Origin of the sequence: Comamonas sp. UBA7528, from assembly GCF_002479375.1 — a bacterium.
Taxonomy (GTDB): Bacteria; Pseudomonadota; Gammaproteobacteria; order Burkholderiales; family Burkholderiaceae_C; genus Comamonas.
Map to the genome: position 1 here is coordinate 88,618 of NZ_DLMU01000003.1, position 25,431 is coordinate 114,048.

19 protein-coding genes are annotated in these 25,431 nt (G+C 67.4%); 5 read left to right on the forward strand and 14 right to left on the reverse strand.

The window, feature by feature from the left end:
- Nucleotides 1-78 precede the first annotated feature (78 nt).
- Both B3349_RS03430 and B3349_RS03435 read left to right on the forward strand, forming a co-directional pair.
- The gene (locus tag B3349_RS03430) at nt 79-621 is read left to right on the forward strand and encodes a GNAT family N-acetyltransferase (protein WP_291586425.1); all 543 of its coding nucleotides are present in this window, start codon (nt 79-81) and stop codon (nt 619-621) included.
- Nucleotides 622-712: 91 nt separating this feature from the next.
- A complete protein-coding gene (locus B3349_RS03435; RefSeq protein ID WP_291586427.1) occupies nt 713-1,234 on the forward strand; it encodes an NUDIX hydrolase in 522 nt (173 codons plus the stop codon).
- A gap of 220 nt (nt 1,235-1,454) precedes the next feature.
- Here B3349_RS03435 and B3349_RS03440 read toward each other — a convergent pair whose 3' ends face one another.
- From B3349_RS03440 to B3349_RS03460, 5 genes are all read right to left on the reverse strand, one after another.
- Complete coding sequence (locus B3349_RS03440; RefSeq protein ID WP_291586428.1) at nt 1,455-2,435, reverse strand: Bug family tripartite tricarboxylate transporter substrate binding protein; 981 nt, start codon at nt 2,433-2,435, stop codon at nt 1,455-1,457.
- Between the two features lie 81 nt (nt 2,436-2,516).
- On the reverse strand, nt 2,517-3,713 hold the full coding sequence (gene tcuB / locus B3349_RS03445) for a tricarballylate utilization 4Fe-4S protein TcuB (RefSeq protein WP_291586628.1): 1,197 nt from the start codon (nt 3,711-3,713) through the stop codon (nt 2,517-2,519).
- A 9-nt stretch (nt 3,714-3,722) separates the two neighbouring features.
- Nucleotides 3,723-5,162 (reverse strand): FAD-dependent tricarballylate dehydrogenase TcuA, encoded by a 1,440-nt coding sequence (gene tcuA, locus B3349_RS03450; RefSeq protein ID WP_291586429.1) that lies wholly within the window; start codon nt 5,160-5,162, stop codon nt 3,723-3,725.
- Nucleotides 5,163-5,394: 232 nt separating this feature from the next.
- Nucleotides 5,395-6,783: a GntP family permease gene (locus B3349_RS03455; RefSeq protein ID WP_291586431.1), complete on the reverse strand. Its 1,389-nt coding sequence runs from the start codon at nt 6,781-6,783 to the stop codon at nt 5,395-5,397.
- A gap of 275 nt (nt 6,784-7,058) precedes the next feature.
- The gene (locus B3349_RS03460; RefSeq protein WP_291586432.1) at nt 7,059-7,997 is read right to left on the reverse strand and encodes a LysR family transcriptional regulator; all 939 of its coding nucleotides are present in this window, start codon (nt 7,995-7,997) and stop codon (nt 7,059-7,061) included.
- A gap of 63 nt (nt 7,998-8,060) precedes the next feature.
- Between B3349_RS03460 and mnmA the strand changes: the two genes are divergently transcribed.
- The gene (gene mnmA / locus B3349_RS03465) at nt 8,061-9,179 is read left to right on the forward strand and encodes a tRNA 2-thiouridine(34) synthase MnmA (RefSeq protein WP_291586434.1); all 1,119 of its coding nucleotides are present in this window, start codon (nt 8,061-8,063) and stop codon (nt 9,177-9,179) included.
- On the opposite strand, the gene B3349_RS03470 is transcribed toward mnmA, so the two are convergent.
- The 5 genes from B3349_RS03470 to B3349_RS03490 form a co-directional block, all read right to left on the reverse strand.
- A complete protein-coding gene (locus B3349_RS03470; protein ID WP_291586435.1) occupies nt 9,154-11,022 on the reverse strand; it encodes a sensor histidine kinase in 1,869 nt (622 codons plus the stop codon). The genes mnmA and B3349_RS03470 overlap by 26 nt on opposite strands.
- Before the next feature lie 89 nt (nt 11,023-11,111).
- Entirely contained in the window at nt 11,112-11,804 is a 693-nt protein-coding gene (locus tag B3349_RS03475) for a response regulator transcription factor (protein ID WP_291586437.1), read from the reverse strand.
- Nucleotides 11,805-11,912: 108 nt separating this feature from the next.
- On the reverse strand, nt 11,913-13,274 hold the full coding sequence (locus tag B3349_RS03480; RefSeq protein ID WP_291586438.1) for a GGDEF domain-containing protein: 1,362 nt from the start codon (nt 13,272-13,274) through the stop codon (nt 11,913-11,915).
- A 130-nt stretch (nt 13,275-13,404) separates the two neighbouring features.
- Nucleotides 13,405-13,968: a single-stranded DNA-binding protein gene (locus B3349_RS03485; protein WP_066538180.1), complete on the reverse strand. Its 564-nt coding sequence runs from the start codon at nt 13,966-13,968 to the stop codon at nt 13,405-13,407.
- Nucleotides 13,969-14,268: 300 nt separating this feature from the next.
- Nucleotides 14,269-15,453, reverse strand: a complete 1,185-nt coding sequence (locus B3349_RS03490; protein ID WP_291586629.1) for an MFS transporter — start codon at nt 15,451-15,453, stop codon at nt 14,269-14,271.
- 253 nt (nt 15,454-15,706) lie between these two features.
- Between B3349_RS03490 and uvrA the strand changes: the two genes are divergently transcribed.
- Nucleotides 15,707-18,715: an excinuclease ABC subunit UvrA gene (gene uvrA / locus B3349_RS03495; RefSeq protein ID WP_291586631.1), complete on the forward strand. Its 3,009-nt coding sequence runs from the start codon at nt 15,707-15,709 to the stop codon at nt 18,713-18,715.
- Nucleotides 18,716-18,885: 170 nt separating this feature from the next.
- Here the strand turns inward: uvrA and B3349_RS03500 are convergent, their stop codons facing one another.
- Nucleotides 18,886-20,904, reverse strand: coding sequence for a methyl-accepting chemotaxis protein (locus B3349_RS03500; RefSeq protein ID WP_291586442.1), 2,019 nt, complete (start codon nt 20,902-20,904; stop codon nt 18,886-18,888).
- 337 nt (nt 20,905-21,241) lie between these two features.
- Between B3349_RS03500 and B3349_RS03505 the strand changes: the two genes are divergently transcribed.
- Nucleotides 21,242-22,390, forward strand: coding sequence for an NAD(P)/FAD-dependent oxidoreductase (locus tag B3349_RS03505; RefSeq protein WP_291586444.1), 1,149 nt, complete (start codon nt 21,242-21,244; stop codon nt 22,388-22,390).
- Between the two features lie 151 nt (nt 22,391-22,541).
- Here the strand turns inward: B3349_RS03505 and B3349_RS03510 are convergent, their stop codons facing one another.
- From B3349_RS03510 to pyrF, 3 genes are all read right to left on the reverse strand, one after another.
- Nucleotides 22,542-23,513 carry a Bug family tripartite tricarboxylate transporter substrate binding protein gene (locus B3349_RS03510; protein ID WP_192334469.1) on the reverse strand — a complete coding sequence of 324 codons (972 nt, stop codon included), beginning with the start codon at nt 23,511-23,513 and terminating at the stop codon, nt 22,542-22,544.
- Nucleotides 23,514-23,645: 132 nt separating this feature from the next.
- Nucleotides 23,646-24,539 carry a LysR substrate-binding domain-containing protein gene (locus B3349_RS03515; protein ID WP_291586449.1) on the reverse strand — a complete coding sequence of 298 codons (894 nt, stop codon included), beginning with the start codon at nt 24,537-24,539 and terminating at the stop codon, nt 23,646-23,648.
- Nucleotides 24,540-24,565: 26 nt separating this feature from the next.
- On the reverse strand, nt 24,566-25,393 hold the full coding sequence (gene pyrF, locus B3349_RS03520) for an orotidine-5'-phosphate decarboxylase (RefSeq protein ID WP_291586451.1): 828 nt from the start codon (nt 25,391-25,393) through the stop codon (nt 24,566-24,568).
- Between the last annotated feature and the right edge of the window lie 38 nt (nt 25,394-25,431).

Sequence of the window (25,431 nt, forward strand, 5' to 3'; positions counted from 1 at the left end):
GCAGGGGGCAGGTCGCCCGCGCCAGGGCTCTGTGCCGCCCGCCGGCACGCCGGCAGCGGACTGCCGATAATCGGGGACATGGCTCCCGCAGCTTCTTCTCCGACCGATTCCCTGCAACTGCGCGGCCTGACCGTGGCCGACGTGGCGGCGGTGTTGCGCATCCAGGCGCTGTGCTACGGCACGGACTATGTCGAAGGCGCGGCCGTGTTCACCCGGCGCCTGCAGGCGCCGCACCAGTGTTCGTGGGCGGCCGAGCACCGGGGCCGGGTGGTGGCCTATCTGGCGGCGTACTGGTCGCATCCCGGCAAGATCACGCCGCTGCAGGGGGAATTCGATGCGCAGCCCCAGGCCAGCGTGCTCTATCTGCACGACATGGCCGTGGAACCGGCCCTGGCTGGCCAGGGCATTGCGGCCCGGTTGCTGGCCGCAGCCCGGACCCAGGCCCAGGCGCGCGGAGTGCAGCGCGCGGCCCTGGTGGCCGTGCAAGGAGCGGCCAGCTACTGGCAGCGGCGCGGTTTTGTCCCCAGCCAGCCCGGGGATACGGTGCAGAAAGCCCATTTGCGCAGCTATGGCGATGATGCCCTGTACATGGAGCAGCACTGGGCGCCACCCATGGTCTGAAGGCGCTACGGGGCGGCGGGCACTCACTTCCTACCACCTGTCACAAGTTGTCAGAAAGCTGCGACAAGGCTGTCACAGCCCGCTGGCGATAATGCCCGCCATGCCCAATCGATGGAAACCCAATGTCACCGTGGCCGCAGTCATCGAACGTGACGGCCGTTTTTTGCTGGTGGAAGAAGACACGGCCGACGGCCTGCGCCTGAACACGCCGGCAGGCCATCTGGATCCGGCGGAAACCCCGGAGCAGGCCTGCGTGCGCGAGGTGCTGGAGGAAACGGCCCACAGCTTCACGCCCACGGCCCTGGTGGGCGTCTACATGAACCGCTTTGTGCGCACCCGCACCGGCTCCGACATCACCTACCTGCGCTTTTCCTTCACGGGCGATCTGGGCACGTTCCATGCCGGCCGTTCGCTGGACCACGGCGTGCTGCGCACCCTGTGGATGACGCTGGAAGAACTGGAAGCCAGCGCCGAGCGCCACCGCAGCCCCATGGTGCTGCAAAGCGTACGCGACTATCTGGCGGGCCAGCGCTTCGGTCTGGACATGTTCCATGCCGACCCCAGCCTGTTCACCAAACCGCAGCCCACCTCGGTGCTGGCGGCAGCCGCCTGACGCCAGGCCACCCGAGGCGGGTGGCGGGAGCGTGGCAAGCGGCGCCTCCCCGCGCCTACCTGCCCGGTGGCGCAGGCCCCGGCTGTCCCCTGGGATGACGCCATAAAAAAAGGCCGCACGCGGCGGCCTGTCAAAGAAGGAATCCGGCGGTGGCCGCCGGATGTTCCCCGTGTTGGAAACGGGGCGGCTGGGCACGCTGCATGCCCGGCAGGGTGCGGCATCAGTTGGCGGTCAGCTTGCGTTCCTTGACCACCTTGCCCCACTGGGCGTATTCCTTTTTCATGAAGTCGGCCAGGCCCTGGCGCGTGGTGGGCTGGGGTGTCAGGCCGTGGGCCAGCAGGGACTTCTTCACCTCGTCGTCGTTCAGCACCTTGACGATTTCGGCATTCCAGCGGTCCAGGATGGGCGCGGGGGTTTTGCCCGGGGCCACAAAGGCATACCAGTTCAAGGCCTCAAAGCCGGGGAAACCGGCTTCGGCCACCGTGGGGATGTTGGGCATATAGGCCGGACGTGTCAGGCCGGTGGTGGCCAGCGGAATCAGCTTGCCGCTCTCCACATGCGGCAGGGCCGTGGGCGGGGCGGCAAAGTAGCTGGCCACGCGCTCACCCAGCAGATCCTGCAGCGCCGGGGCGCCGCCCTTGTAGGGCACGTGCACCATGTCCACGCCGGCGCGCTGGTTGAACAGTTCGCCCGCCAGGTGGGAGGCCGAGCCCGCGCCGGTGGAGGCAAAGTCAATGCTGCCGGCCTTGGCTTTGGCCTTGGCCACGAACTCCTGCAGGTTCTTCACACCCAGGCCCTTGTGCGCCACCAGCACATTGGGGAAGTTCACGCCGCCCGACACGGGCGCCAGGTCCTTGAACGGGTCGTAGTTCAGCTTCATCAGGTGGGGCGCAATGGTCAGCGGGCCCACGGAGCCGAACAGCAGCACCGAGCCATCGGTGGCGCTGTTGGCCACCTGACCGTGGGCGATATTGCCGCCCGCACCGCCCTTGTTTTCCACCACCACGCTCTGGCCGATGTTCTCGCCCAGCTTCTTGGCGATCAGGCGGGCGGCGGCGTCGGCCGCGCCGCCGGCGGCAAAGCCCACCACCAGGGTCACGGGCTTCTTGGGCGGAAAGTCCTGGGCCTGGGCGGGCAGGCCGCACAGCAGGCTGGCGCTGGCCAGCAGGGCAGAGGATTGAATGAGGGTGCGACGTTTCACGGGGGGTCTCCTGGATGGAATGTTTTCGTTTTTGGGGTGGGGAAAGCTGGGCTCGGCACGGGGCTTGTGGCCCCGTGCGGCTCAATCGGCCCCCAGGCCGATGGGGTTGGGTTGGCGCTTTTCCGTGTTGTGGCGCAGCAGGGCTGCGGTGCGGAACACGCCATGGGCAAACTTGCCGTAGGGCAGGGTGGCAAACAAGGCCATCACCGCGCCCAGGTGCAGGCACAGCAGCAGCGCCAGGGCCGGCGTGCCACGGCCCAGCCACAGCGCCAGACCGCTGCTGCTCACCAGGAACAGCAGGGCGATGAAGCCCAGGTCCATGGGCTTTTGCTGCACATCGCCATGCAGCGGGTGGCGTTGGCGGTTCAGCACCCACAGCCCGGCCGTGCCCAGCATCAGCATTACGCCGCCGACCGCGCCCAGCAGCTTGGGCAGGCTGGGAAAGTCGTAGGGTGCAGGCAGATCGAACAGGTAGTGGTAGAGCGTGGCCACGGCCGTGGCGGCAAAGCACAGCAGGAAGCCGTAGAACGTCAGGTGGTGGGCGCGACGGCGTTTCAGCGTGTAGGCGTCGTCCTCGTTGTGGCAACCGTCGCCATGGCCGCCGTCCAGGTATTTCAGGCGCAGCACATCGCTGGTGGCTTCCGAGGCGGCGGCGCCGCTCACATCGGCACCGCTGGTGGCGGGCTTGATGTCGCGCCAGAAGCGGCGCACGCCCATGGACAGCGCCAGTACCACGAACAGGAACACCGGGGCGAACATGCCCACCAGCAGGTTGTGCGGGAACAGTTGGTAGAAGTTGTGGCCCAGATCGGCGCCCCACAGTGCGCCCAGGCCGCCGCCCTGCAAGGTGGCACCCAGCACCAGGAACAGCGTCAGCGCCGCCACCAGGGCCAGCGACAGCGTCAGGCCGTTGCGCTTGTACAGCTGGCCCAGCGCGGGCGGCCAGGCGTAGTCGACATAGGTCTGGCCCCGTACCTCGGCCATGGCCTTGGGGATGTTGATGCCGAACTCATGCGGCGGCGCGTACTGACAGGCGTGCAGGCAGGCCCCGCAGTTGTGGCACAGATTGGCCAGGAAGTTCACGTCGGCCTTGGCGAATTCCAGGCGGCGCGTCATGGCCGGAAACACGGCACAGAAGCCTTCGCAGTAGCGGCAGGCATTGCAGATCTGCATCACGCGGGCCACTTCGTCTTCGGCGGCGCTCATGGGCACGATGGGGATGACCTTGCCGGTCGCCAACTGGCGGGCTTCCTGGCCCAGATCTTGGAGGGATTGCATGCTCATGGCTCAGGCCTCGTCTTTCACAGCGCCGTGCACGGCAGGTTGGCCGGCGGCAGCCCGTGCGGCGTTGCGACCGGCAATGCGGCCGAAGGCGGTGCCGATCGACATGCCCACGCCAGCGGTATAGCCCTTGCCCAGCACATTGCCGGCCATCATTTCGCCGGCCACAAACAGGTTGGGGCTGGGCAGGTTGTCGAAGCGCACGGCGGCGGTGTCGTCCACCTGGAGGCCCAGGTAGGTGAAGGTGACACCGGGGCGCAGCGCATAGCCGTAGAACGGGCCGGTGTCGATGGGGCGGGCCCAGTGCGTCTTGGCCGGTGCCAGGTGTTCGGTGTGGCAGTCGTCCAGCGCAGTGTGGTCGAAGTGGCCGACCTTGCAACTGCCGTTGTAGGCATTCAGGGTCTGCATGAAGCGCTCCACATCCAGGCCCAGTTTTTCCGCCAGCTCGGGCAGGGAATCAGCCTGGATGCCGGGGAACACCGGCGGCATGAAGCGGCCGATGGCTTTGCTGTCGATGATGGAGTAGGCAATCTGGCCGGGTTGCTGCGCCACCAGGCGGCCCCAGATCGCATAGCGCTTGGGCCAGAAGTCTTCACCCTCGTCGTAGAAACGCTGGGCCTCGCGGTTGACCACCACGCCTAGCGACACGCAGTCGATGCGGGTGCAGATGCCACCGTCGTACAGCGGGGCGCGCGCGTCGATGGCCACCATGTGCGCCTGTGTCGGGTCGCCCAGGCCGTCGGCCTGGTGCTCTTCCAGCATGTGCTTGAGCAGCACCCCCTTGTTGAAGGCGGTGCCACGGATGATGAAGTTGTCCGCAGGCCATTCGCCGCGCTCGTTCTGGCCCCAGGCTTCGCGCAGCCATTCGCGGTTGGACTCGAAGCCGCCCGCCGCCAGCACGCAGCTCCTGGCGGTGATGCGCCGGCCCTTGCTCCATGCGGCCAGGAAGCGGCCGTTTTCGATGTCGAGCCGGTCGACCGGCGATTCGTAGCGTATCTCCACGCCCAGCTGCTCGGCACTGCGGAAATACGCATTCACCAGCGCCTTGCCGCCGCCCATGAAGAAGGCATTGGTGCGAGCCACATGCAAGGCGCCCGACAGCGGCGGCTGAAAGTGCACGCCATGCTTGCGCATCCAGCTGCGGCAGGTGCTCGACGCGCGGATCACCATGCGGGCCAGATGCTCGTTGGTGATGCCGCCTGTGACTTTCAGCAGGTCCTGCCAGTACTCTTCTTCGGGGTAGGCCTCCACCAGCACATCCTGCGGTGCGTCGTGCATGCAGCGCAGATTGCGGGTGTGGCTGGAGTTGCCGCCACGCCAGGCGCGGGGCGCGGACTCCAGCAGCAGCACACGGCTGCCGGCTTCGCGGGCCATGAGGGCGGCGCACAGCGCGGCATTGCCGCCACCGATGATGAGCACATCGGTGTCAAAGGCTTCAGTTTTCATGATGGGCTGCCGCAGGCCTGGGCCTGCGGCGGTTCAACGTGGGGAAAGGCTTGTGCTGGCCTGCGCCCGGATCACCGGGAAAATGCACGGCCGCCAAGTGTTGAACCCGACTGTAGTAAGTACCACCCCTCCCGTGCAGCAGGGGGAGGGTATGGGGGTATCACGATTCGTGATGTGTCTTGGGCCCTGGCCCGCTGCCATGGCAGACCCGGGTGCTGGCACCAGCGGCGGCTTATGCCAGCGGGGCCACGGCGTTGAAGAACAGCACCATGACCAGCCCCACCACAGCCACGATGGACTGCACCACCGAGATGGTCTTGGTGGCCTCGCCCATCGTCATGCCAAAGGATTCCTTGACCATCCAGAAACCTGCGTGGTTGGCGTAGTTGAAGAACAGCGAACCGCAGCCGATGGACAGCGCCAGCAGCGGCAGGTTCAGGCTGGGGTCGGCGCCTGCCAGCGGCGCCAGCAGGCCGGCCGCCCCCACGATGCCCACGGTGGCCGAGCCGGTGGACACCGACAGCAGCATGGCGATCAGCCAGCCCAGGATCAGCGGCGGCAAGGCGAATTGCTGGGTGAGGTGGACAATGGCATCGCCCACCTTGGCGCTGGTGAGCATCTGCTGGAAAGCGCCGCCGCCGGCAATGATCATGATGATGGAGGCAATGGGCTTGAGGCTGGCGCCCAATGCATCGCGCAGCTTTTCCATGTCACCGCCGCGCACCAGAACCAGCGCCACGATGGCAAACAGCACCCCCAGCAGCATGGCGATCAGCGGATTGCCCAGGAAGCTGGCCGCCTGCAGAGCGGCGGAGTCCTTGGGCAGCAGCATCTCTGCCACGGCATGCACCAGCATCAGGATGGCGGGCAGCAGCGCAGCCAGTACCCCCAGGGCCACGCTGGGCCGGCTGTGGCCGGTGGTGGCAGGCGCGGCGATGGTGAACTGGTCCAGCAGGCCCTGGTCGGGCTTGGTGGTCATGCGCGGCGCGATGAAGGCGCCGTAGAGCGGACCTCCCAGCACCATGGCCGGAATGGCGGCCAGAAAGCCGTACAGCATGGTGGGGCCGACCGTGGTCTTGAGCGTGGCAATCGCCGTCAGCGGGCCGGGGTGGGGCGGCACCATGCCGTGCATGGCGGCCAGGGCGGAGATCACCGGGACCCCGACATAAACATAGGCCGAGCCCTTGAAGCGCGCCTGGCCCTCCAGCTTCTGCGCCACGCTGAAGATCAGCGGCAGCATCACGACCAGGCCCACTTCAAAGAACATGGGAATGCCCACGATAAAAGCCACCAGCGTCATGGCCCAGGGGACCATGCGGGTCGAGGCGTGCTTCAGGATGGCCGCAGCAATCTGCTCGGTGATGCCCGCGTCGGCCAGGATCTTGCCCAGCATGGCCCCCAGTGCGATCACCACGCCCACGGAGCCCAGCGTCTTGCCCGCGCCATTGCCAAGCTCTTTGACGATGTGGGCGGGGGCCATGCCCGTGGCGAAGCCCACGCCGACGGAGACCACCAGCAGGGCCAGCAAGGGGTGCATCTTGATGCGCGAGACGATGAGCGCGACCAGCAGCAACACGCTGGCCAGGGCGGTCAGCAGCAGTTGGGTATCGAGAGGGGTCATGGATGAGGCTTGGCTTGGGCTGACGGCCCGGAAACAGCCACCATGTACCGCCAGAGGGCCTGGCCCCTGGCAGGTTCTCCGTCATGCTGCAGCGGGAGCGCCGCAAGATGGCGACATGGCAACCGATCCCGGGGTCGTGGCAGCGGTGGTTGCAGATACGACACCAGCGGGGGGCGGGTGCTGCGCATCAACCCATTGCAGCCGCAACCCCCAGGCTGTCCAGCATAGTGATTTGTGCCCGGCCACGGGCAGAAAAGCTGCGTTGCGACCGTGGTTCAGGCGCTCAGGGTGGCGCCGACCCAGTTGCCGCATTGCACCAGTTGCCGTGCGCAGTCCATCAGCACCACGCGCGCGGCCAGCGCGGCGGGAGAGAGTTCATCGTCCGACAGACTGCACAGCGCGGCTTTGCGGCGCACGGACTCGTCCGCAATCTGCGACCACTGGAAGCGCTCGGCCGCATCCCGGTACATGCCGACGGCCGACCAGGGCTGAACGGTGGCGCCCAGGCCTTCGGCCACGGCCTCCATCAGCAGCGGCAGGGAATCGATTTCCATGGCCATCTGCGACTGGAAACCGGCATGGTTGAACGAGGCCATCACCGAACTGCGCAGGCCGTGGCTGCCCGAGGGCAGTATCAGCGGCACCTGCTGCAGCTGCGCCAGCGGGATGGGGGTGTCGTGCGGGATGTGGGGCGCCACGGGCTGCTGGCGGGACTGGATCAGGAACAGCTGCTCTTCCAGCAGCGGCATCACGCTCCAGCGGCGGGCATTGTGGGTATCGAAAAGTATGGCCAGATCCAGGTGTCTGGCGTTCAACAGGCTGGTCAGATGCCCGGAAAGCGCCGAGACCATGTGCAGGCGCACATCGGGATAGCGTTCGCGCATGGCACGCACCAGCGGCAGACCCAGCACATTGGCAATCGTGGGCGACAGGCCGATGCTCACCGCCCCCGACAGCCTGGCCTGCTGGGCCGCACGGATGGCCTGGTCGGCGTGGCGCAGTGTCAGCTGGGCCTCGTGGAAGAAGGCCACGCCGGCTTCCGTGGGCACCGTGCCCTTGCTGGTGCGCTGCAGCAGGCGGGTGCTCAGCTCACCCTCCAGGCGGCTGATCTGCTGGCTCAGTGCCGACTGCACCATGTCCAGGTCCACGGCGGCACGGCTCATCGAGCCCAGTTCCACTATGCGCACGAAATAGCGCAGCTGCCTCAATTCCATCGTCGTTCCGTCTTTATCCCCGCAAACTGCGGTTTGCCGGCTGGCTGGGATAATCGCACACCTATGACGAAACATCGGGTTGTGGTGGGACTTTCTGGCGGCGTGGATTCCGCGGTGACGGCTTACCTTCTCAAAAAGCAAGGCCACGACGTGGTCGGCATCTTCATGAAGAACTGGGAAGATGACGACGACAGTGAGTTCTGCTCCAGCCGCCAGGACTTTCTGGACGCGGCTGCCGTGGCCGACGTGCTGGGCATCGAGATCGAGCACGTGAACTTCGCGTCCGAATACAAGGACCGCGTGTTCGCCGAGTTCCTGCGCGAGTACCAGGCCGGCCGCACGCCGAACCCGGACGTGCTGTGCAATGCCGAGATCAAGTTCAAGGCCTTTCTGGACCACGCCATGCGCCTGGGAGCCGAGAAGATCGCCACCGGACACTATGCGCGCGTGCGCCAGAACCCGGACAGCAGCCTGTTCGAGCTGCTCAAGGGCGTGGACGCCAGCAAGGACCAGAGCTACTTTCTGCACCGTCTGAACCAGGCCCAGCTGTCCAAGGCCATGTTCCCGGTGGGCGAGCTGTGCAAGACCGAAGTGCGCCGCATTGCCGCCGAAATTGCGCTGCCCAATGCCAAGAAGAAGGATTCCACCGGTATCTGCTTCATCGGTGAGCGGCCTTTCCGCGATTTTCTGAACCGCTACATCAGCAAGGAACCGGGTCCCATCCTGGACGACCGGGGCCGCAAGCTGGGCAAGCACGTGGGCCTGAGCTTCTATACCCTGGGGCAGCGCTCCGGCCTGGGCATCGGCGGGGTCAAGGAAAAAGGCGCGGCCCGCGGCGCGGGCGATCATGCGCCCTGGTTTGTGGCGGCCAAGGAGCTGGACAAGAACATCCTGCGCGTGGTGCAGGGCCATGACCATCCCCTGCTGCAGTCGCATGCGCTGCTGGCGGACCAGGTCAGCTGGGTGGCCGGCCATGCGCCGGCACCCGGCCGGGAGTACGGCTCCAAGACCCGCTACCGCCAGCCGGATTCGCCGGCGCTGATTTCGCAGGCCACGCCCGAAGGGTTCCGCTTGGACTTCCCCGAGGCGCAATGGGCCGTCACGCCCGGCCAGTCGGCCGTACTGTACGACGGCGACGTGTGCCTGGGCGGCGGCATCATTGCTGCGGTGGATCCGCGCTGACCAGGGACTGAGGCGCCGGCCCGCTGGCCGTGCCGGCCGCTGCGGCCTCGGCTGGCAACCACAAGCTGGCTTCCAGCAGCGTTGCACCGGGTGCGCTCTGGATCTGCAAGGTGCCGTGAAAGCGCTCCAAACGGGCGCGCATGCTGCGCATGCCCACCCCCAGGCCGTGCTGCTGCACGCCGGGTACGTCAAACCCCACTCCGTTGTCGCGCACCCGCAGCTGCAGCCGCTGGGGCTGCAGCTGCAGCAGCTCCACGCGCACCTGGGTGGCACCGCTGTGCTTGAGCACATTGGTCAGCGCCTCTTCCACCACCCGGGTCAGGCCCAGGCATTGCAGGGCGCTGGGGCGGTGCTGCCAGTGGGCAGGGATCAGCCAGTCGGACCGGATGTCCAGCGCGTCGAACAGCCCGGTGAAGCGGTGGCGCAGCGGGGCGGCCCAGGCGCCGGGCGTTGCGGGCGTCTCGGTGTGACCGCTGTGGTCGATCAACTGGCGCAGGTCGTCGCGCATCAGCTTGAGCATGGACAGCATCTGGGCATTGGCCAGCGGCTGGCTGGCCTGTTCCACATAGGCGATGGAGCGGACCAGCGAGCCGCCCAGGCTGTCATGCAGGTCGTGGCTGAGCTGCAGGCGCTCCTCCAGCCGCAAATGGCGCAGTGCCAGCGCATGCTCGCGCTCCAGCGTCTGGGCCAGCTCGTCGCAGGCCCGGGCTACGGTGTCCGTCAGTTCTTGGTTGAAGTTTTCGATGCGCTGCATATTGCGCGTCACTTCACGCCCCAGGGTCACGGAAAGGGCCACCATGGTCAGCAGCGCAGAGTAGGGGGTCAGCGGGGAGCCTGACCACCACTGGTACAGCAGTCCCATATCGTGCGTGCCCGCCAGCATGAACAGCAGCAGACACCCTGCATAGATGCTGTGCATGAGCTTGCGCGTACGCCAGGCATGGAAGGGAAACTGCAAGGTGTTGGCCAGGGCGATCAGCGCGAACAGCGGGGTCACGGGCGAGGCGTTGGACAGCCAGGCGGCGGGTACCAGCAGGGCGTAGGCGCAGCCCAGACCGGTCAGTCCCCACAGCGCCCGCTCCAGCCGGGGGAAATGCTGTTCGCCAAAGCGCCAGGTAAAAAGGCAGTAGCTGCTGCAGAACAACACAAACAGCAGCAGATTGGTACGGGCCATCGCCATGGTGCCGGGAAAAGGCCAGGCCTCGGTCAGCAGCATATTGGCGGTGAACAGCACCCAGCAGGCGCAGTTGAAGGCATACCAGCCGTACACCGTGTGGCGGCGGCGCAGCAGCCAGGCGCACAGGAACAAGGTCCCCAGCACCCCGGACACCACCAGGTTCACGGTGATCAGCGTGCGCTGACTCCACTGCTGTGCCTCATACCAGGGGCGGACCGCAGCGGGGTCGCCCAGGCGTACCTCGCCCAGCCCAGGCGTCTGGGCCGCCAGGCCGTGGACGCGGACCCAGATATGGTTCAGGCCGGTCCGCAACGCAGAAGCCGGCAGCAGCGTGTAGCGCGGCAGGTTCCAGCTGCGCGACAGCGGCTCCTGCAGGTGCTTGTCACGCCACAGCAGATCCTGGTTGAGGTAGACCTCGCCGGCCAGCACCATGGAATACAGCGACAGGGCAATGGGCTGGGCAGGGTCGATGCAGTCGAGCTGCCAGTCCAGGCGGTACCAGACGGCACCATCGTGGTCGGGCCAGCGGCGCTGCCACTGGTCGGGCAATGTGACGGGCGTCCAGTCCAGCGCGGCATCGGCAGGCGGGGCCGCCGCTGCGCTGCTGTCGCGTGTCGCCTGCACCTGCAGCACCTGGGGCAGGCACTGGCGTGCCTCTGGCGGCACGCGGGGGCTGTCTGCGTGGGCCTGCTGGGCGACTGCACACCAGGCCCGCAGCAGGAAAAAGCCAAAAACCAGCCAGCGTGACGGTCGGCTTACAACAGCAGTCCGCGCGAGCGTGCTTCCTTCACCGCCTTGACGCGGGAGGAGACCGCCAGCTTGCGATAGATATGCTTGATGTGGCATTCGACCGTATATCGGGAGAGAAACAGCTTTTCGGCGATTTCACGGTTGGCAAGGCCTTCGGCGACCAGCTCCAGGATCTGGCCCTCGCGCATGCTGAGCTTGACCTCGTCGGAGGCCGCGCTCTCCATGGAGGGGGATGGCGCAGGCTGCAATTCGGCAATGATGCGGCGGGCAATGAAGGGGTCGATCGGGGCACCGCCGCGCAACACGCTGCGGATCGAGAGCGAGACTTCCAGATCGTCCCGCTCTTTCAGCACGTAGCCGGTGGCACCGGCGCGCAAGGCGCCCAGCAGCACATCTTCGGTGCTCCACGCCGAAATCACCAGAATGCCCAGAGCCGGGTCACTGTTGCGCAGTTCGGTGATCAGGTCAATCCCGCTGCCATCCGGCAGTCCCAGGTCGACCAGTGCCAGGGCGATGGGCGATTCCTGCACCAGATGCCGTGCCTGGGCCAGGGAATCGGAGAACAGCAGCGCATCGGCCTGGTATCCCAGGTGCGCCAGGATTCCCGACAGGCGCTGCCGGATCAACGGATCGTCTTCTACGACGAGTACCGGAGCGGGGAGGAGCAATTCCGGCGGGAAGGGAGGAAGGGGCAGCATAAGAAACAATTTGAAATTGCCATGGGACTATGGCGCGGTCCGTGCAAGCTGCCCATCCCTGGAATCAGGTAATTTGCAAGCGATCGGGCAGGTTTCTGTCCGGGCGCATCACTCGCCGGCCAGCTCCACCCGGTTGCGTCCCAGGTGCTTGGCCTGGTAGAGCGCTGCATCGGCACGGCGCAGCAGCATCTGGTAGTCGGGATGGCCGTCGAAAGTGGCCACGCCAATGCTCACGGTCACCTGCAGGGTCTGGTTGCGTGGCAGATGCAGCATTTCCCTGGCGATGTGCTGGCGCATGCGCTCGGCCGTGCGCCGGGCCGCATCGGAGGCAGCATCCACCAGCACCAGGATGAACTCTTCGCCGCCCAGGCGGAACAGGTAATCGCCGCCGCGGCTGTGCTGGCTCAGCAGCGATGCCACCTGCTGCAGCACCATGTCGCCGGCTTCGTGACCATGGGTGTCGTTGACCTGTTTGAAGTGGTCCAGGTCGATGGACAGCACCGAAAAGCTGTGACCGCCCTCGCGGGCATAGTGCACCTCCTTGTCCAGCACCACCGGCAGGAACTTGCGGTTGAGCAGGCGGGTCAGCACATCGCGACCGGCTTCCAGGGCGCTGGATTGCTCGAACAGCGAGTCCAGCAGGAAGGCAATGCGCCGGGTGTGGTCGCGCAGCGTGTGCAGCAGGGCCAGCCGGTCGGCGGGGGTACTGTCGGCGCGGTGGAGTGCGGGCAGGTGTTCGACGTCAATGGCGTCCATGGTGCCCAGGATGGTGGTGCACTCGTGCGTCCCCTGGAACACATGGGCGCCCTTGTGGCGGAACCACAGGCCGAACTCGGACTGTCCCAGCTGGGGCAGCTGCTCCGGCGCGCTGCCGACGGCGTGGGCAAACATCAGCTGGTTTTCCCAGTCCAGCAGGTTGGCGCGGCGGCGCTCGCGCTCGGTGGAGACGTTCTGCGCCAGCTCGAAATGCCGGTAGGCCTCCTTGGCCTGGGACTGGCGGTCGTGCGAGACGGCATAGGCCTGGCCCATGATTTCCATGGTCAGGTCGATCACGCTGGACACCAGGGCGACCGCGCCGTCCTGCGGCTGGGCCTGCAGCAGGGCGTACATGCGGTCCTTGAGGGTGCGTGCCCCGCGCAGCACCACATGCATGGGGATGTCGATCCGGGCGTGCACCTCGCCAATGCGCTTTTGCTGTGCCACCAGCGGCAGCAGATCGCCTTCTGCCGCAGCGCTGAACACCGATGCGACCCAGGCCTGCATGGACGCGCTGAGGCGCTGCTGCACCTGCGCGTGGTCCAGCATGGTGGCGGCCACGCTGTCCTGCAGCATCTCGCCGTAGAAGTGCTGGGCCAGCGCCTGCTGGTGGGCGATGGCCAGTTGCTGGACCTGGGCCCGTGCCGCAGGGGGGGCGGCTTGGAGGATACGCTGCCAGTCGGCCGCGTAATGTTCATCCGGGTACGTAGACATGGAAGGCACAGGCCACAAAGGCCGAAAAAACAGGGCCGCACGAGGTCGGCCCTGTCGGGTGCGCTCTGCAAATGGGAGCGCAGGAATGAAAATGCCGCAGACAGCGGCTGCGGCACAGTGGGGGAACGGCTTAGAACGGGATGTCGTCGTCCATGTCGTCAAAGCCCGAGGCGGCGCGCTGCGGAGGCGGGGCCATGGGGGCCGGTGCCGCTGCGGGAGGTGCCATGCGCGGAGCCGGTGCCTGACGGGGCGCAGCAGGTGCAGCCTGGCGGCGGGGTGCGGCGTCGTAGCCGCCACCGCCGTTGTCGCCGTAACCGGCGTCGTCACCATAGCCCTGGTTCTGGCCGCCGCCCATGCCCTGGCGGGCACCCAGCATTTGCATGGTGTCGGCGCGGATTTCGGTGCTGTAGCGTTCCTGGCCGCTCTGGTCGGTCCACTTGCGGGTGCGGATGGAGCCTTCCACATACACCTGTGAGCCCTTGCGCAGGTACTGGCCGACGATCTCGGCCAGACGGCCGTTGAAGACCACACGGTGCCACTCGGTGGATTCCTTGTTTTCACCGGTGTTCTTGTCGCGCCAGCGGTCGGTGGTGGCGATGGTCACGTTGGCCACCTGGTCCCCGCTGGGGAAGGTGCGCATTTCGGGATCGCGGCCGAGATTGCCGACGATGATGACTTTGTTGACGGATGCCATGGGTAAAAAATCCTGTGCAGCTAGCCGGAGAAAGTGGGGAGGGTCCCCGGCCAAATCGGTAGGTGCAGTCCCCCTCCGGCGGACTGCAGGGACGCAGCATAACGCAGGTCGGCCCTGTCGTGCAGCGCGATCGGCACAGACCCGCAAGCCTGTCGCGACAGGGTGACGGACAAATTAAAAAAGTGAGCAGATTGTGCTTTTCCAGAAATGTTTTCAAAGCTTTTTTGCTATGAAAACATTTATGTGTAATCTTCGTAAGCTATGGTTTTTGATGCAGCGGTGCTAAGCACCGTGCGCGGCTCAATGGCCGGCAGCGGCGCGGCCCACCGGGCGCAGCGGCCAGCTGACCACCAGCCACAGCGCGCACAGCACGGCGGTGGAGGCGAACAGCGCGGGCGTGCCCGCCCATTTGGCCAGGGCACCGCCCAGCGCGCCGCCGGCAAACAGGCCCAGCGACTGCAGCGTGTTGTATGCGCCCAGGGCCGTGCCGCGCAGCGGTGCCGGCGCCATGCGCGAGACCAGGCTGGGCTGGCTGGCTTCCAGCGCGTTGAAGCCGCAGAAGAACACGAACATCAGCAGGGCCATGCACCACACGGTGGGGATAGTGCCGCTGGCGGCGAGCATGCCCAGGCCGATCTGCACCACCAGCACCAGGCCGATGGCACCCAGCAGGGCGGCGCGCAGCCGGCCTTTGCGCTCCATGGAGAACAGCAGACCCATGGCCGCGAACGACAGCACCACGGCCGGCAGGTACACCTGCCAGTGCACCGCCTTGGCCAGCCCGGCCTGCACCAGCATGGCGGGCACGGCCACCCACATGGACATCTGCACGGTGTGCAGCACGAACACGCCCAGGTTCAGGCGCAGCAGATCGGTGTGGCGCAGCAGCTCCGAGGGCGCGGCGCGCGGGGCGTCGGCATGGGCGCGGGGCTCGGGCGGCACCACCCACAGCACGGCGCAGACGCCGGCCAGCGCCAGGGCGCAGGTCAGGCTGAAGATGCCGGGCAGGCCACCCCAGGCGGCCAGCAGCGGGCTGAGCACCAGGGCCAGCGCAAACGTCAGGCCGATGCTGCCGCCCACCATGGCCATGGCCTTGGTGCGCACGCTGTCGCGCGTCAGATCGGACAGCAGGGCCGTCACCGCGGCCGACACCGCACCCGCGCCCTGCAGCGCGCGACCTGCCAGCAGACCCGTGACCGAATCGGCCAGGGCGGCCAGCAGGCTGCCCGCCGCAAACACCAGCAGGCCGGCGACGATCACGCGCTTGCGTCCCCAGCGGTCCGAGGCCAGGCCCAGCGGCAGCTGGAACACGGCCTGCGTGAGACCGTACATGCCGATGGCCAGACCCACCAGGGCCGGATCATCGCCCCCGGGGTAGCGCGCCGCCTCCAGTGCAAACACCGGCAGCACCAGGAACAGGCCCAGCATGCGCAGCGCAAAGATCAGGGCCAGGCTGGCGCTGGAGCGGCGCTCCAGGCTGGTCATCCGGGTCGATGGCGCCGGTGTGGATGCGGTGGAAGAAGATGCGGAAGAAGCGGACACGCGAAAACAGGCAGGTGTGGAAAAGAGGAGACACGGGCAGGGAGATGCCCCCTTGCAGCATGCCATTGTCGGTCATCCGGCAAGAGGGCGCCAGGCAGGGCTGTGAGTGAATCTCTATCATGGTGGGTTTCCCCGTGGCGGGGGCCGCGTCAAGAAAGCTGTTTGCGTGAACCCGAAATCCTCTTCTTCCCGTCCGGTGCCTGCGGCACCGCAGGACCATGGCCGCTATCTGGGCGCCGTGGCCGGCCATGCCTGCATCAGTGTGCGCGGTGCGCGCACGCACAATCTGAAGAACATCGATCTGGACATCCCGCGCAACCAGTTGGTGGTGCTCACGGGGCTGTCCGGCTCGGGCAAGTCCAGCCTGGCGTTCGACACGCTGTACGCCGAGGGCCAGCGCCGCTATGTGGAGAGCCTGTCGGCCTATGCGCGCCAGTTCCTGGGCCGGCTGGACAAGCCCGATGTCGACCTGATCGAAGGCCTGTCGCCGGCGATTGCCATCGAGCAGAAGGCCGCCAGCCACAACCCGCGCTCCACCGTGGGCACGGTGACCGAGATCAACGACTACCTGCGCCTGCTCTATGCCCGCGCCGGTACGCCCTATTGCCCGGACCACGACCTGCCGCTGCAGTCCCAGACCGTCAGCCAGATGGTGGACAGCGTGCTGGCCCTGCCGGAAGAGACCCGCATCATGGTGCTGGCGCCGATGGCCCGGGCCAAAAAGGGGGAGTTCGCCGAGCTGTTCACGCAGATGCAGGCCCAGGGCTATATCCGCTTTCGCATCGACGGTGCGGTGGTGGACGCGGCCAACCTGCCGCAGCTGGACAAGAACGCCCGCCACGATGTGGATGTGGTGGTGGACCGCCTCAAGGTGCGTGCCGATGTGCAGCAGCGTCTGGCGGAAAGCATCGAGGCGGCGCTGCGCATCGGCGGTGCGGCGGCCAACGGCCGCATCGTGGTGCTGGAAATGGATGGGGGCCAGGAACACCTGTTCAGCAGCCGCTTTGCCTGCCCCCGGTGCACCTACTCGCTGCCGGAGCTGGAGCCGCGCCTGTTTTCCTTCAACTCGCCCCAGGGCGCCTGCCCCAGCTGCGACGGCCTGGGCGTGAGCGAGGCGTTCGATGTGGAGCGGGTGGTGGCTTTCCCCACGCTCAGCCTGGCCAGCGGTGCCATCAAGGGCTGGGACCGGCGCAATGGCTACTACTTCTCCATGCTGGAGAGCGTGGCACTGCACCACGAGGTGAGCGTGGAGACGCCGTTCGACGAGCTGCCAGAGGCTGTGCAGCAGGTCATCCTGTGGGGCTCGGGCGAAGAAGACATTGCCTTCACCTATCAGTTCGACAGCGGTGCGCGCAAGGGTGAGACGCTGGTCAAAAGCCACCCCTTCGAAGGCATCATCCCCAACATCCAGCGCCGCTGGCGCGAAACCGACTCCCAGGTGGTGCGCGACGACCTGGCCAAGCTGCGCAGCACGGCCGTGTGCCCGGACTGTCATGGCACGCGCCTGCGCCGCGAGGCACGCTTTGTGCGGGTGGGCGAGGGCGCGCAGCGCAAGGCCATCTACGAGATCGGTGGCGACACCCTGGCCAGCGCCCAGACCTGGTCCGAGACGCTGCAGCTGCAGGGTGCCAAGGCCGATATCGCCGCCAAGGTGGTGGGTGAGATCGCCGCGCGCCTGCGCTTTCTGAACGATGTGGGCCTGGGCTATCTGAGCCTGAACCGCAGCGCCGACACCCTGAGCGGCGGCGAGGCCCAGCGCATCCGCCTGGCCAGCCAGATCGGCAGCGGCCTCACCGGCGTGATGTATGTGCTGGACGAGCCCAGCATCGGCCTGCACCAGCGCGACAACGACCGGCTGATCGCCACGCTGCAGCATCTGCGGGACATCGGCAACACCGTGATCGTGGTCGAACACGATGAAGACATGATGCGTGCCGCCGACCAACTGATCGACATGGGACCGGGGGCCGGCGTGCACGGTGGCCGCGTGATGGCCCAGGGCACGTTCGACGAAGTGGCGGCCACGCCCGCCTCCCCCACCGGCCAGTACCTGCGCGGGGAGCGCCGCATCGAAGTGCCGCGCCGGCGCACGCCCTGGCTGCCGCTGCGGCAGGAAGAAGGAGCGCCCCCCGTGGCGGCACCACCGGCCGGCGGTTTTCCGCAGGTGCCGGGCGCGGACAGGGCGGCGGCGCCCCAGCACCACGCGCTGCAGGCCCTGCGCGTGGTGGGGGCCAGCGGCCACAACCTGCAGCAGGTGACGGTGGAGTTCCCCGTAGGCCTGTTCACCTGCGTGACCGGTGTCTCGGGTTCGGGCAAGTCCACCCTGGTCAACGACACGCTGTACGCCGAAGTGGCGCGCCAGCTGCACCGCGCCAGCACCGAGCCGGCGGCGCACGACGCGCTGGAGGGGCTGGAGCATTTCGACAAGGTCATCAATGTCGACCAGGCCCCCATAGGCCGCACGCCGCGCAGCAACCCGGCCACCTACACCGGCCTGTTCGCCCCCATCCGGGACCTGTTTGCCGAAACCAATACCGCCAGGGAACGTGGCTACGGCCCGGGGCGCTTCAGCTTCAATGTGGCCGGTGGCCGCTGCGAAGCCTGCCAGGGCGACGGCGTGGTCAAGGTGGAAATGCACTTTCTGCCCGATGTCTATGTGCCCTGCGACATCTGCCACGGCCGCCGCTACAACCGCGAAACGCTGGAGGTGCAGTGGAAGGGCCGCGATATCGCCAGCGTGCTGGAGATGACGGTCGAAGATGCGCACGCCTTCTTCCAGGATGTGCCGACCATTGCGCGCAAGCTGCAGACGCTGCTGGACGTGGGCCTGTCCTATATCCGCCTGGGCCAGAGCGCCACCACCCTGTCCGGCGGTGAGGCGCAGCGCGTGAAGCTGGCGCAGGAATTGTCCAAGCGCGACACCGGTCGCACGCTCTACGTGCTGGACGAGCCCACCACCGGTCTGCACTTTGCCGATGTGGATCTGCTGCTCAAGGTGCTGCACCAGCTGCGCGATGCGGGCAACACCATCGTCGTCATCGAGCACAACCTGGACGTGATCAAGACCGCAGACTGGTTGATCGACATGGGGCCGGAAGGCGGTGCTGGCGGCGGCCAGGTGGTGGCCGTGGGCACGCCCGAACAGGTGGCGCAGAACCCTGCCAGCCACACCGGCCGCTATTTGCAGCCGTATCTGCAGCAGTGAGCGCTTGGGGCCGGCGCCAGCGCAGCGGGGATTCCGGACCCGGGGTGGGTTGAGGCACTTGCCCCTTGGCATCCTGGGCCGGGCCAGCGCGGCGGGGCTGCGCATGGCGTACGCCCCTGGCCAGGACCCCCGATGGGACCGCAGCAGACCTGGCCGGGGGCGGCCTGGCTTCAGGCGGCGGTCAACGTCTGCAGCAGGGCCGGGCGCTCGACGGTGCCACCGGCCAGGGCCGGTGTCGGCGGACTGCTGCTGGCTTGCCCGCCATTCCAGCGGAAGGCCGAGACGGCGCGCACCAGCTCCTGACCCTGGGTGTGGAGGCTGGTGGCGGCGGCGGCCATTTCCTCCACCAGGGCGGCGTTCTGCTGGGTGACCTGGTCCATCTGCGTCACGGCTTCGCCCACCTGGGCCACGCCGGAGGCCTGCTCCTGGCTGGCGCTGCTGATGGCGTTGACGATCTCTGTCACCTTCTGGATGGCCAGCACCACATCGCCCATGGTGGCACCGGCCTGCTGGGCCAGCACATTGCCTTCGCCCACGCGGGAAACGCTGGCCTCGATCAGCTGCTTGATCTCCTTGGCCGCTTCGGCACTGCGCTGCGCCAGGGCCCGCACCTCGCTGGCCACCACGGCAAAGCCCCGGCCCTGGTCACCGGCGCGGGCGGCTTCCACGGCGGCGTTCAGTGCCAGGATGTTGGTCTGGAAGGCGATGCCGTCGATCACGCTGATGATGTCGGAAATCCGGCGGCTGCTGTCGTTGATGCCCTGCATGGTGCCCACCACGCGCGCCACTGCGTCGCCGCCCTGTACCGCCACATCGCGGGCGGATTCGGCCAGGCGGCTGGCTTCGCGGGCATTGTCGGCGTTGTGGCGCACGGTGGCGCTGAGCTCCTCCATGGACGCGGCCGTTTCTTCCAACGCGCTGGCCTGGCTTTCGGTGCGTGACGACAGGTCCTGGTTGCCCTGGGCAATTTCGGCACTGGCCAGAGCCACGCTGTCTGCCCCCCGGCGCACCTGCTGCACGATGGGCAGCAGTCTGGCACGCATCTGCTGCTGGGCACCGAGCAGCTCACCCACTTCGTTGCGGTCCACCGGCGCATCGTGCCCGGCCAGGTCGCCGTCGGCCACGGCCTGGGCCAGCTGCACGGCCTGCGACAGCGGGCGGGTGATGGAGCGCACAAAGGCCAGGGCCAGCAGCACCGCACCCACCAGGCACAGGGCCTGCAGTGACACCACCACCACCAGTTGCCGGCGCTGGCTGCGGGCGGCGTCTTCCAGGCGCTGGCTCAGTGCCTGGGCACCACCGGTGCCCAGTGCGTTCACCGCGTCGATGGCCTGGGTCAGTTTGTCAAAGTAGGCGGCCGGGGGCAGGGCCAGTGTCTGGGCCTCGATCACCTGGTCGTTCGCCAGCGTCAGGCTGGCGCTGGTGAGGGCGCGCATATTGTCGACCACGCTGCCCAGCGTGCTGCGGAATTCGGGGTTGAGCTGCATGGCGCGCTCGGTGGCGCGGCTGCCGGTGCCGCGGATTTCCGTGATGCGGCGCACCAGGGCACGCAGATGGCCCCGGGCTTCGGGCGAGAGCTGCTTTTGCGCCAGCGCCGCCGTGCCCTGGGCCCGCACAATGCCCAGGCTTTCGCTCAGCAGGGGCGCCTGCACCAGGGCGGACTGGATCAGGGCCTGGATGTCGGCGTGGGACGTCAGGGTCAGGCCGTAGGCGTTCAGCAGTTCCTCGCTCAGTTGGTGCAGGCTGGTCACCAGTTGGGTGTGCTCGGCCATGCTCTGCGGCGGGGTGATGGCTTTGGCGGCCACTTTCTGCTCCAGGCCCTGCCAGGCCTGTGCCAGCTGCTGCAGGCTGCTGCGCAGCGGTTCCGGGGCCTGGGCCTGTTGCAGGGCGTCCTGGGCCTGGTTCAGTGCCTGGTTCACGGCGTCGCGCACATTGGTGCGGCGGTTGGCCATGCCGGTGTCGCCGCCCAGCATGCCGGCCGTGGTGCCGCGGTGCAGCTGGACCTGCTGCGCCGCCTGGTTGACGGCCATCAGCGGTGCCATGCCGGCGGCTTCCTGGTCGGCGTGGCGCAGATTGCCCAGCACGTCCTTGATGTACAGCCCTGTGGGGATGGCCACCATCACCAACGCCAGCACTCCCAGGATCAGAAATTTCTGCGACAGGCGCAACTGTGAAAGCCAACGCGGCATGGGTGTTCCTTTGCGTGGGTGGAGTGCATGGAGGCGCCAGGTCAGGGGGCCGCGCCGCAGGGCCCCAAGACCCCCGGGCGCGACCGCAAGCGCCCATGTTCCCAGTATGGGCAGCACACCCGGATCTTTGCTGCGGTGCGGCGACCAGTGGACGTGCGAGCGTCACCCGATGGACGATTGCGCCACAAATTAAAGGGTTAACCCTTGGTTTTTTGCCAGACCGGCGGCGCAGCACGCGGCAAGCACATCGCCGGTGTATGGTGGGAGGCTTGAACCAGCGGCGGGGGGGCAGGGCACCACCGCCCAGCGCGGTCGCCGACCGCAGGAAGAACAGGCAATGCAGACAGCGGGTTGGGATGTGGTGGTGGTGGGTGCGGGCATGGCCGGCGCTGCCGCCGGATGGCAACTGGCGCAGGCCGGCCAGCGGGTGCTGGTGCTGGAGCGCGAATCCCAGCCGGGCTACCACACGACCGGCCGCTCGGCGGCGCTGTTCGAAGAGCATTACGGACCGGCCCAGGTGCAGGCGCTGACCCGCGCCAGCCGGGCGTTCTATGACGCGCCGCCCGCCGGTTTTGCCGACGCGCCCCTGCTCAGTCCGCGCGGTGTGCTCTACATCGCCACGGCCTCGCAGCGCGCGCTGGTCGATACGGCCTATGCTGAAGCGCTGCAGCATGCGCCTGCGGCCCGCCGTCTGGACGCGGGCGCTCTGCAGGCACTGGTGCCGGTGCTCAAAGACTGCATCGTCGACGGTTTTCTGGACGAGGGCGCGCGTGATATCGACGTGCATGGCCTGCACCAGGGCTTTCTGCGCGGCCTGCGCCAGGCCGGCGGCGCTCTGTGGTGCAGTGCCGAGGTGACGGCGCTGGCGCGGCCTGCTGGGTTGTGGACGGTCACGCTGGCCGACGGCCGCAGCGTGCAGGCTCCCGTGGTGGTGAATGCCGCCGGTGCCTGGGCCGATGTGCTGGGCGGCCTGGCCGGTGCGGCACCGATCGGCCTGACGCCCCGGCGCCGCAGCGCCTTCACCTTCGGCGTGCCGGAAGGGGTGGATGCCACGCACTGGCCGGCGGTGATCAGCGCCGACGAAAGCTTCTACATCAAGCCCGACGCCGGCCAGTTGCTGGGTTCGCCGGCCAATGCCGACGCCACCACCCCGCACGATGTGCAGCCCGAGGAGCTGGATGTGGCCACCGGCATCTGGCGCATCGAAGAGGCCACCACGCTGCAGATACGCCGCCCCAGCCACATGTGGGCCGGGCTGCGCAGCTTTGTGGCCGACGGCGAGCTGGTGGTGGGCTGGGATGCGTCGCCCGCGCCGCTGCCAGGTTTTTTCTGGCTGGCTGCGCAAGGCGGTTATGGCATCCAGAGTGCCGCCGGCTACAGCCTGCTGGCACGCAATCTGATCCTGGGGGAGGCGGTGGATGCCACGCTGCTGGCCCAGGGCGTGGATGCGGCCGTGCTGTCGCCCGCGCGGGTGCAGCAGGTCTGACACATCCAGGCTCCGGCGCTTGTGGCGCGGCGCAGTGTAATGGGGCTGCACCACCGTGGTGCAAGCGCAGAAAAGCCCCTGTGCCGGGGCAGCAGGGGCTTTGCATGTGCGGCAGGCGCCCGGGCTGTGCCAGGCGCTGCCCGCAGGGCGATCACATTTCGATCTTGGCCACGTCCACGATCTTCTTGTACTTGCCGATTTCGGTGTTGATGTACTTGCTGGGATCCAGCTTGGGGTCCATGACCTGGGCGCCAGCGTCTTCCATCTTCTTGCGGAATTCGGGGGCGGCCATGGTCTTGTCCAGCGCGGCCTTGATCTTGGCGACCACGGGGGCGGGCATGTGGGCCGGGCCCATCAGCGAGAACCAGCTGTTGATGTTCACGTTCTTGAACTCGGGCTGCTCGGCCAGGGCCGGGATATCCGGCGTGGCAGGGTAGCGCTTGGCTTCGGTGGTGCCCAGGGCCACGACCTTGCCGGACTTGATCAGCGGCAGGCCCGAGGACAGCACGAACACACCGAACTCGATGTTGTTGCCCAGCACGTCATTGGTCAGTGCCGGCACGCCGCGGTAGGGCACGTGCTGCATCTTGATCTTGCCCTGGTCCTTCATCATTTCGCCGGCCAGGTGCAGGGCCGTGCCCACGCCGGACGAGCCGTAGCTGGTGGCGTCGGGCTTGGCCTTCACCAGGTCGATGAATTCGCGGGCGTTCTTCACGCCGGATTTTTGGGAGGCGACCAGCACCATGGGCTGGGACGCCACCATGCCGATGGGGGTGAAGTCGCTGATCTTGTACTTCACGGCCTTGTTCACCAGGTTGGCAATGGCCAGTTCGTTGTTGGCGCCCACCAGCAGGGTGTAGCCATCGGGCTTGGCATTGGCCACCTTCTGGGCACCGATGGCGCCGCCGGCGCCGCCCAGGTTTTCCACCACCACGGTCTGGCCCAGGTGCTTTTCGATCTCGTTGGCCACCAGGCGGCCCACCAGATCGGTCGAGCCGCCGGCGGGGTAGCCCACGACGATGGTCACGGGCTTGTTGGGGTAGGAAGCATCAGCCAGGGCGGGAGCGGCCACCAGGGCCACGCCGCAGGCCAGCACGGTGCGGCGCAGGATAGTGCGGGTCATGAATTTCTGTCCTTCAGGGAGGAGGGGGGAGTGTTCGAAACGGGGTTGTTGCGAATTGTGCGATCTTCACCAGCAAGTTTGGTGCCAAAACGGCACATGTCCGTGCTGTTATCAGGGTATGCAAAAAACGCATCAAGCAGGTTGCAGAGCTTGCCAGAAATCTTCGGCCGAGGGGCTCAGTCGCCTTTTCGGGCGGTAGATGCGCACATCGAAGCGGATTTCCAGCGCGACCCCCCCGGCCACGGCCAGCCGGCCGTCACGGCAGTCGGCATGCACCATGGACCAGGGCAGCCAGGCCACCCCCAGGCCTTTGAGCGCGTATTCGTGCACCGCGTCGGCACTGTCGCACTCCACCAGACGCTGCAGACGCGGGGCCTGGCGGTGGTTGGCAAGGTGGTCTTCCACCAGCCGGCCCAGCGCCAGGGCGCGTGCATAGGCCAGGTAGGGCACCGGGGTGCCCCTTTCAAAGCGGTAGCGGGCAGCGCCGCTCGCATCGGCCCGGGCCACCGGCACCAGCTTGTCCGATGCCACATGCAGATAGTGGAACTGGCGTGTGTCCAGCCCGGGCGCCAGCGTGGGGTGGTGGTAGAGCAGCGAAAAATCGGCCTGGCCCTGCTCCAGCATCAACGCCGCCTGCTGCATGGAGGTGGTGCGCACCACCAGTTCGTGCTGGTTCAGCACCGGTTGCAGCTGCATCAGCCAGTCGGCGACCACGGTGCGTGCCAGCGTGCGGCCCGTGGCCAGGGTGATGGTGTGCGCCTGGCGACCGGCCGCGGCGCGCAATTCTTCCTGCGACTGTTCCAGGGTGCGCACGATCTGCTCGGCGGAATCCAGGAACACCTCGCCGGCCGGCGTCAGTCGCACCGGGCTGCCTTCCCGCTCCACCAGGGGGGTGCCGGCCCAGGCCTCCAGCGCACGGATGCGCCGGCCGAAGGCCGGGTGGGTCACATGCCGCAGCTCCGCCGCACGGGTAAAGCTGCGCTCCTGCGCCAGGGCCACAAAGTCTTCCAGCCACTTGAGCTGCATAACAGGCGCTGCGCTGGGGTGGGGATTCAGCTGCGGGCGGCGGCCTGCAGCGTGGCGCGGGTGGCGATGGCCGCAGCGCGTGCGGCCTGGGCAAAGTCTTCGCCCTGCGATGCGTAGAGGATGGCGCGCGACGAGTTGATGATGATGGGGCCGCCACCGATGCGTGCCGCCTTCACCGTGGCCACGGCATCACCGCCCTGGGCGCCGACGCCAGGGATCAGCAGCGGCAGCGTGGGGGCCACGGCGCGCACGCGTTCGATCTCCTGCGGGCGGGTGGCGCCCACCACCAGACCCAGCTGGCCGTTGGTGTTCCAGGGGCCCTGGGCCAGCTTGGCCACATGCTCGAACATGTGCGGCTGGCCGGGGAGGTCGGCCAGGGTCTGCGCCTGCAGATCGTCCCCACCGGGGTTGGAGGTGCGGCACAGCAGGAAGGCGCCCTTGCCCTCGTACTTGAGGTAGGGCGTGATGGAGTCGAAGCCCATGAAGGGCGAGAGCGTCACGGCGTCCGCACCGTAGCGCTCGAAGGCTTCCTTGGCGTACTGCTCGGCGGTGGAGCCGATGTCGCCGCGCTTGGCGTCCAGGATCACCGGCACATAGGGGGCGACGCGGCGCATGTGCGCCATCAGCTTTTCCAGCTGGTCTTCGGCGCGGTGGGCCGCGAAATAGGCGATCTGTGGCTTGAAGCTGTTGACCAGATCGTGGGTGGCATCGACGATGGCTGCACAGAAGTCGTAGATCTTGGACGCATCGCCCTGCATGGCGCCGGGAAAGCGGCTGGGTTCGGGGTCCAGACCCACGCACAGCATGGAGTCATTGCGCGTGGACGCGTCGCGCAGCATGTCGAGAAAAGTCATAAAGCGCGATTTTAGAGGGGGCGGCCCATCGGTGCCCA

Bases quoted from the DNA above. Each gene is read 5' to 3' on its own strand.
- tcuB (WP_291586628.1), bottom strand. From the start codon at position 3,713: ATGCAATCCCTCCAAGATCTGGGCCAGGAAGCCCGCCAGTTGGCGACC.
- pyrF (WP_291586451.1), bottom strand. From the start codon at position 25,393: ATGACTTTTCTCGACATGCTGCGCGACGCGTCCACGCGCAATGACTCC.
- B3349_RS03500 (WP_291586442.1), bottom strand. From the start codon at position 20,904: ATGCCGCGTTGGCTTTCACAGTTGCGCCTGTCGCAGAAATTTCTGATC.
- B3349_RS03475 (WP_291586437.1), bottom strand. From the start codon at position 11,804: ATGCTGCCCCTTCCTCCCTTCCCGCCGGAATTGCTCCTCCCCGCTCCG.
- B3349_RS03515 (WP_291586449.1), bottom strand. From the start codon at position 24,539: ATGCAGCTCAAGTGGCTGGAAGACTTTGTGGCCCTGGCGCAGGAGCGC.
- B3349_RS03455 (WP_291586431.1), bottom strand. From the start codon at position 6,783: ATGACCCCTCTCGATACCCAACTGCTGCTGACCGCCCTGGCCAGCGTG.
- B3349_RS03490 (WP_291586629.1), bottom strand. From the start codon at position 15,453: ATGACCAGCCTGGAGCGCCGCTCCAGCGCCAGCCTGGCCCTGATCTTT.
- B3349_RS03430 (WP_291586425.1), top strand. From the start codon at position 79: ATGGCTCCCGCAGCTTCTTCTCCGACCGATTCCCTGCAACTGCGCGGC.
- B3349_RS03505 (WP_291586444.1), top strand. From the start codon at position 21,242: ATGCAGACAGCGGGTTGGGATGTGGTGGTGGTGGGTGCGGGCATGGCC.
- B3349_RS03480 (WP_291586438.1), bottom strand. From the start codon at position 13,274: ATGTCTACGTACCCGGATGAACATTACGCGGCCGACTGGCAGCGTATC.
- mnmA (WP_291586434.1), top strand. From the start codon at position 8,061: ATGACGAAACATCGGGTTGTGGTGGGACTTTCTGGCGGCGTGGATTCC.
- B3349_RS03460 (WP_291586432.1), bottom strand. From the start codon at position 7,997: ATGGAATTGAGGCAGCTGCGCTATTTCGTGCGCATAGTGGAACTGGGC.
- tcuA (WP_291586429.1), bottom strand. From the start codon at position 5,162: ATGAAAACTGAAGCCTTTGACACCGATGTGCTCATCATCGGTGGCGGC.
- B3349_RS03485 (WP_066538180.1), bottom strand. From the start codon at position 13,968: ATGGCATCCGTCAACAAAGTCATCATCGTCGGCAATCTCGGCCGCGAT.
- B3349_RS03510 (WP_192334469.1), bottom strand. From the start codon at position 23,513: ATGACCCGCACTATCCTGCGCCGCACCGTGCTGGCCTGCGGCGTGGCC.
- B3349_RS03435 (WP_291586427.1), top strand. From the start codon at position 713: ATGCCCGCCATGCCCAATCGATGGAAACCCAATGTCACCGTGGCCGCA.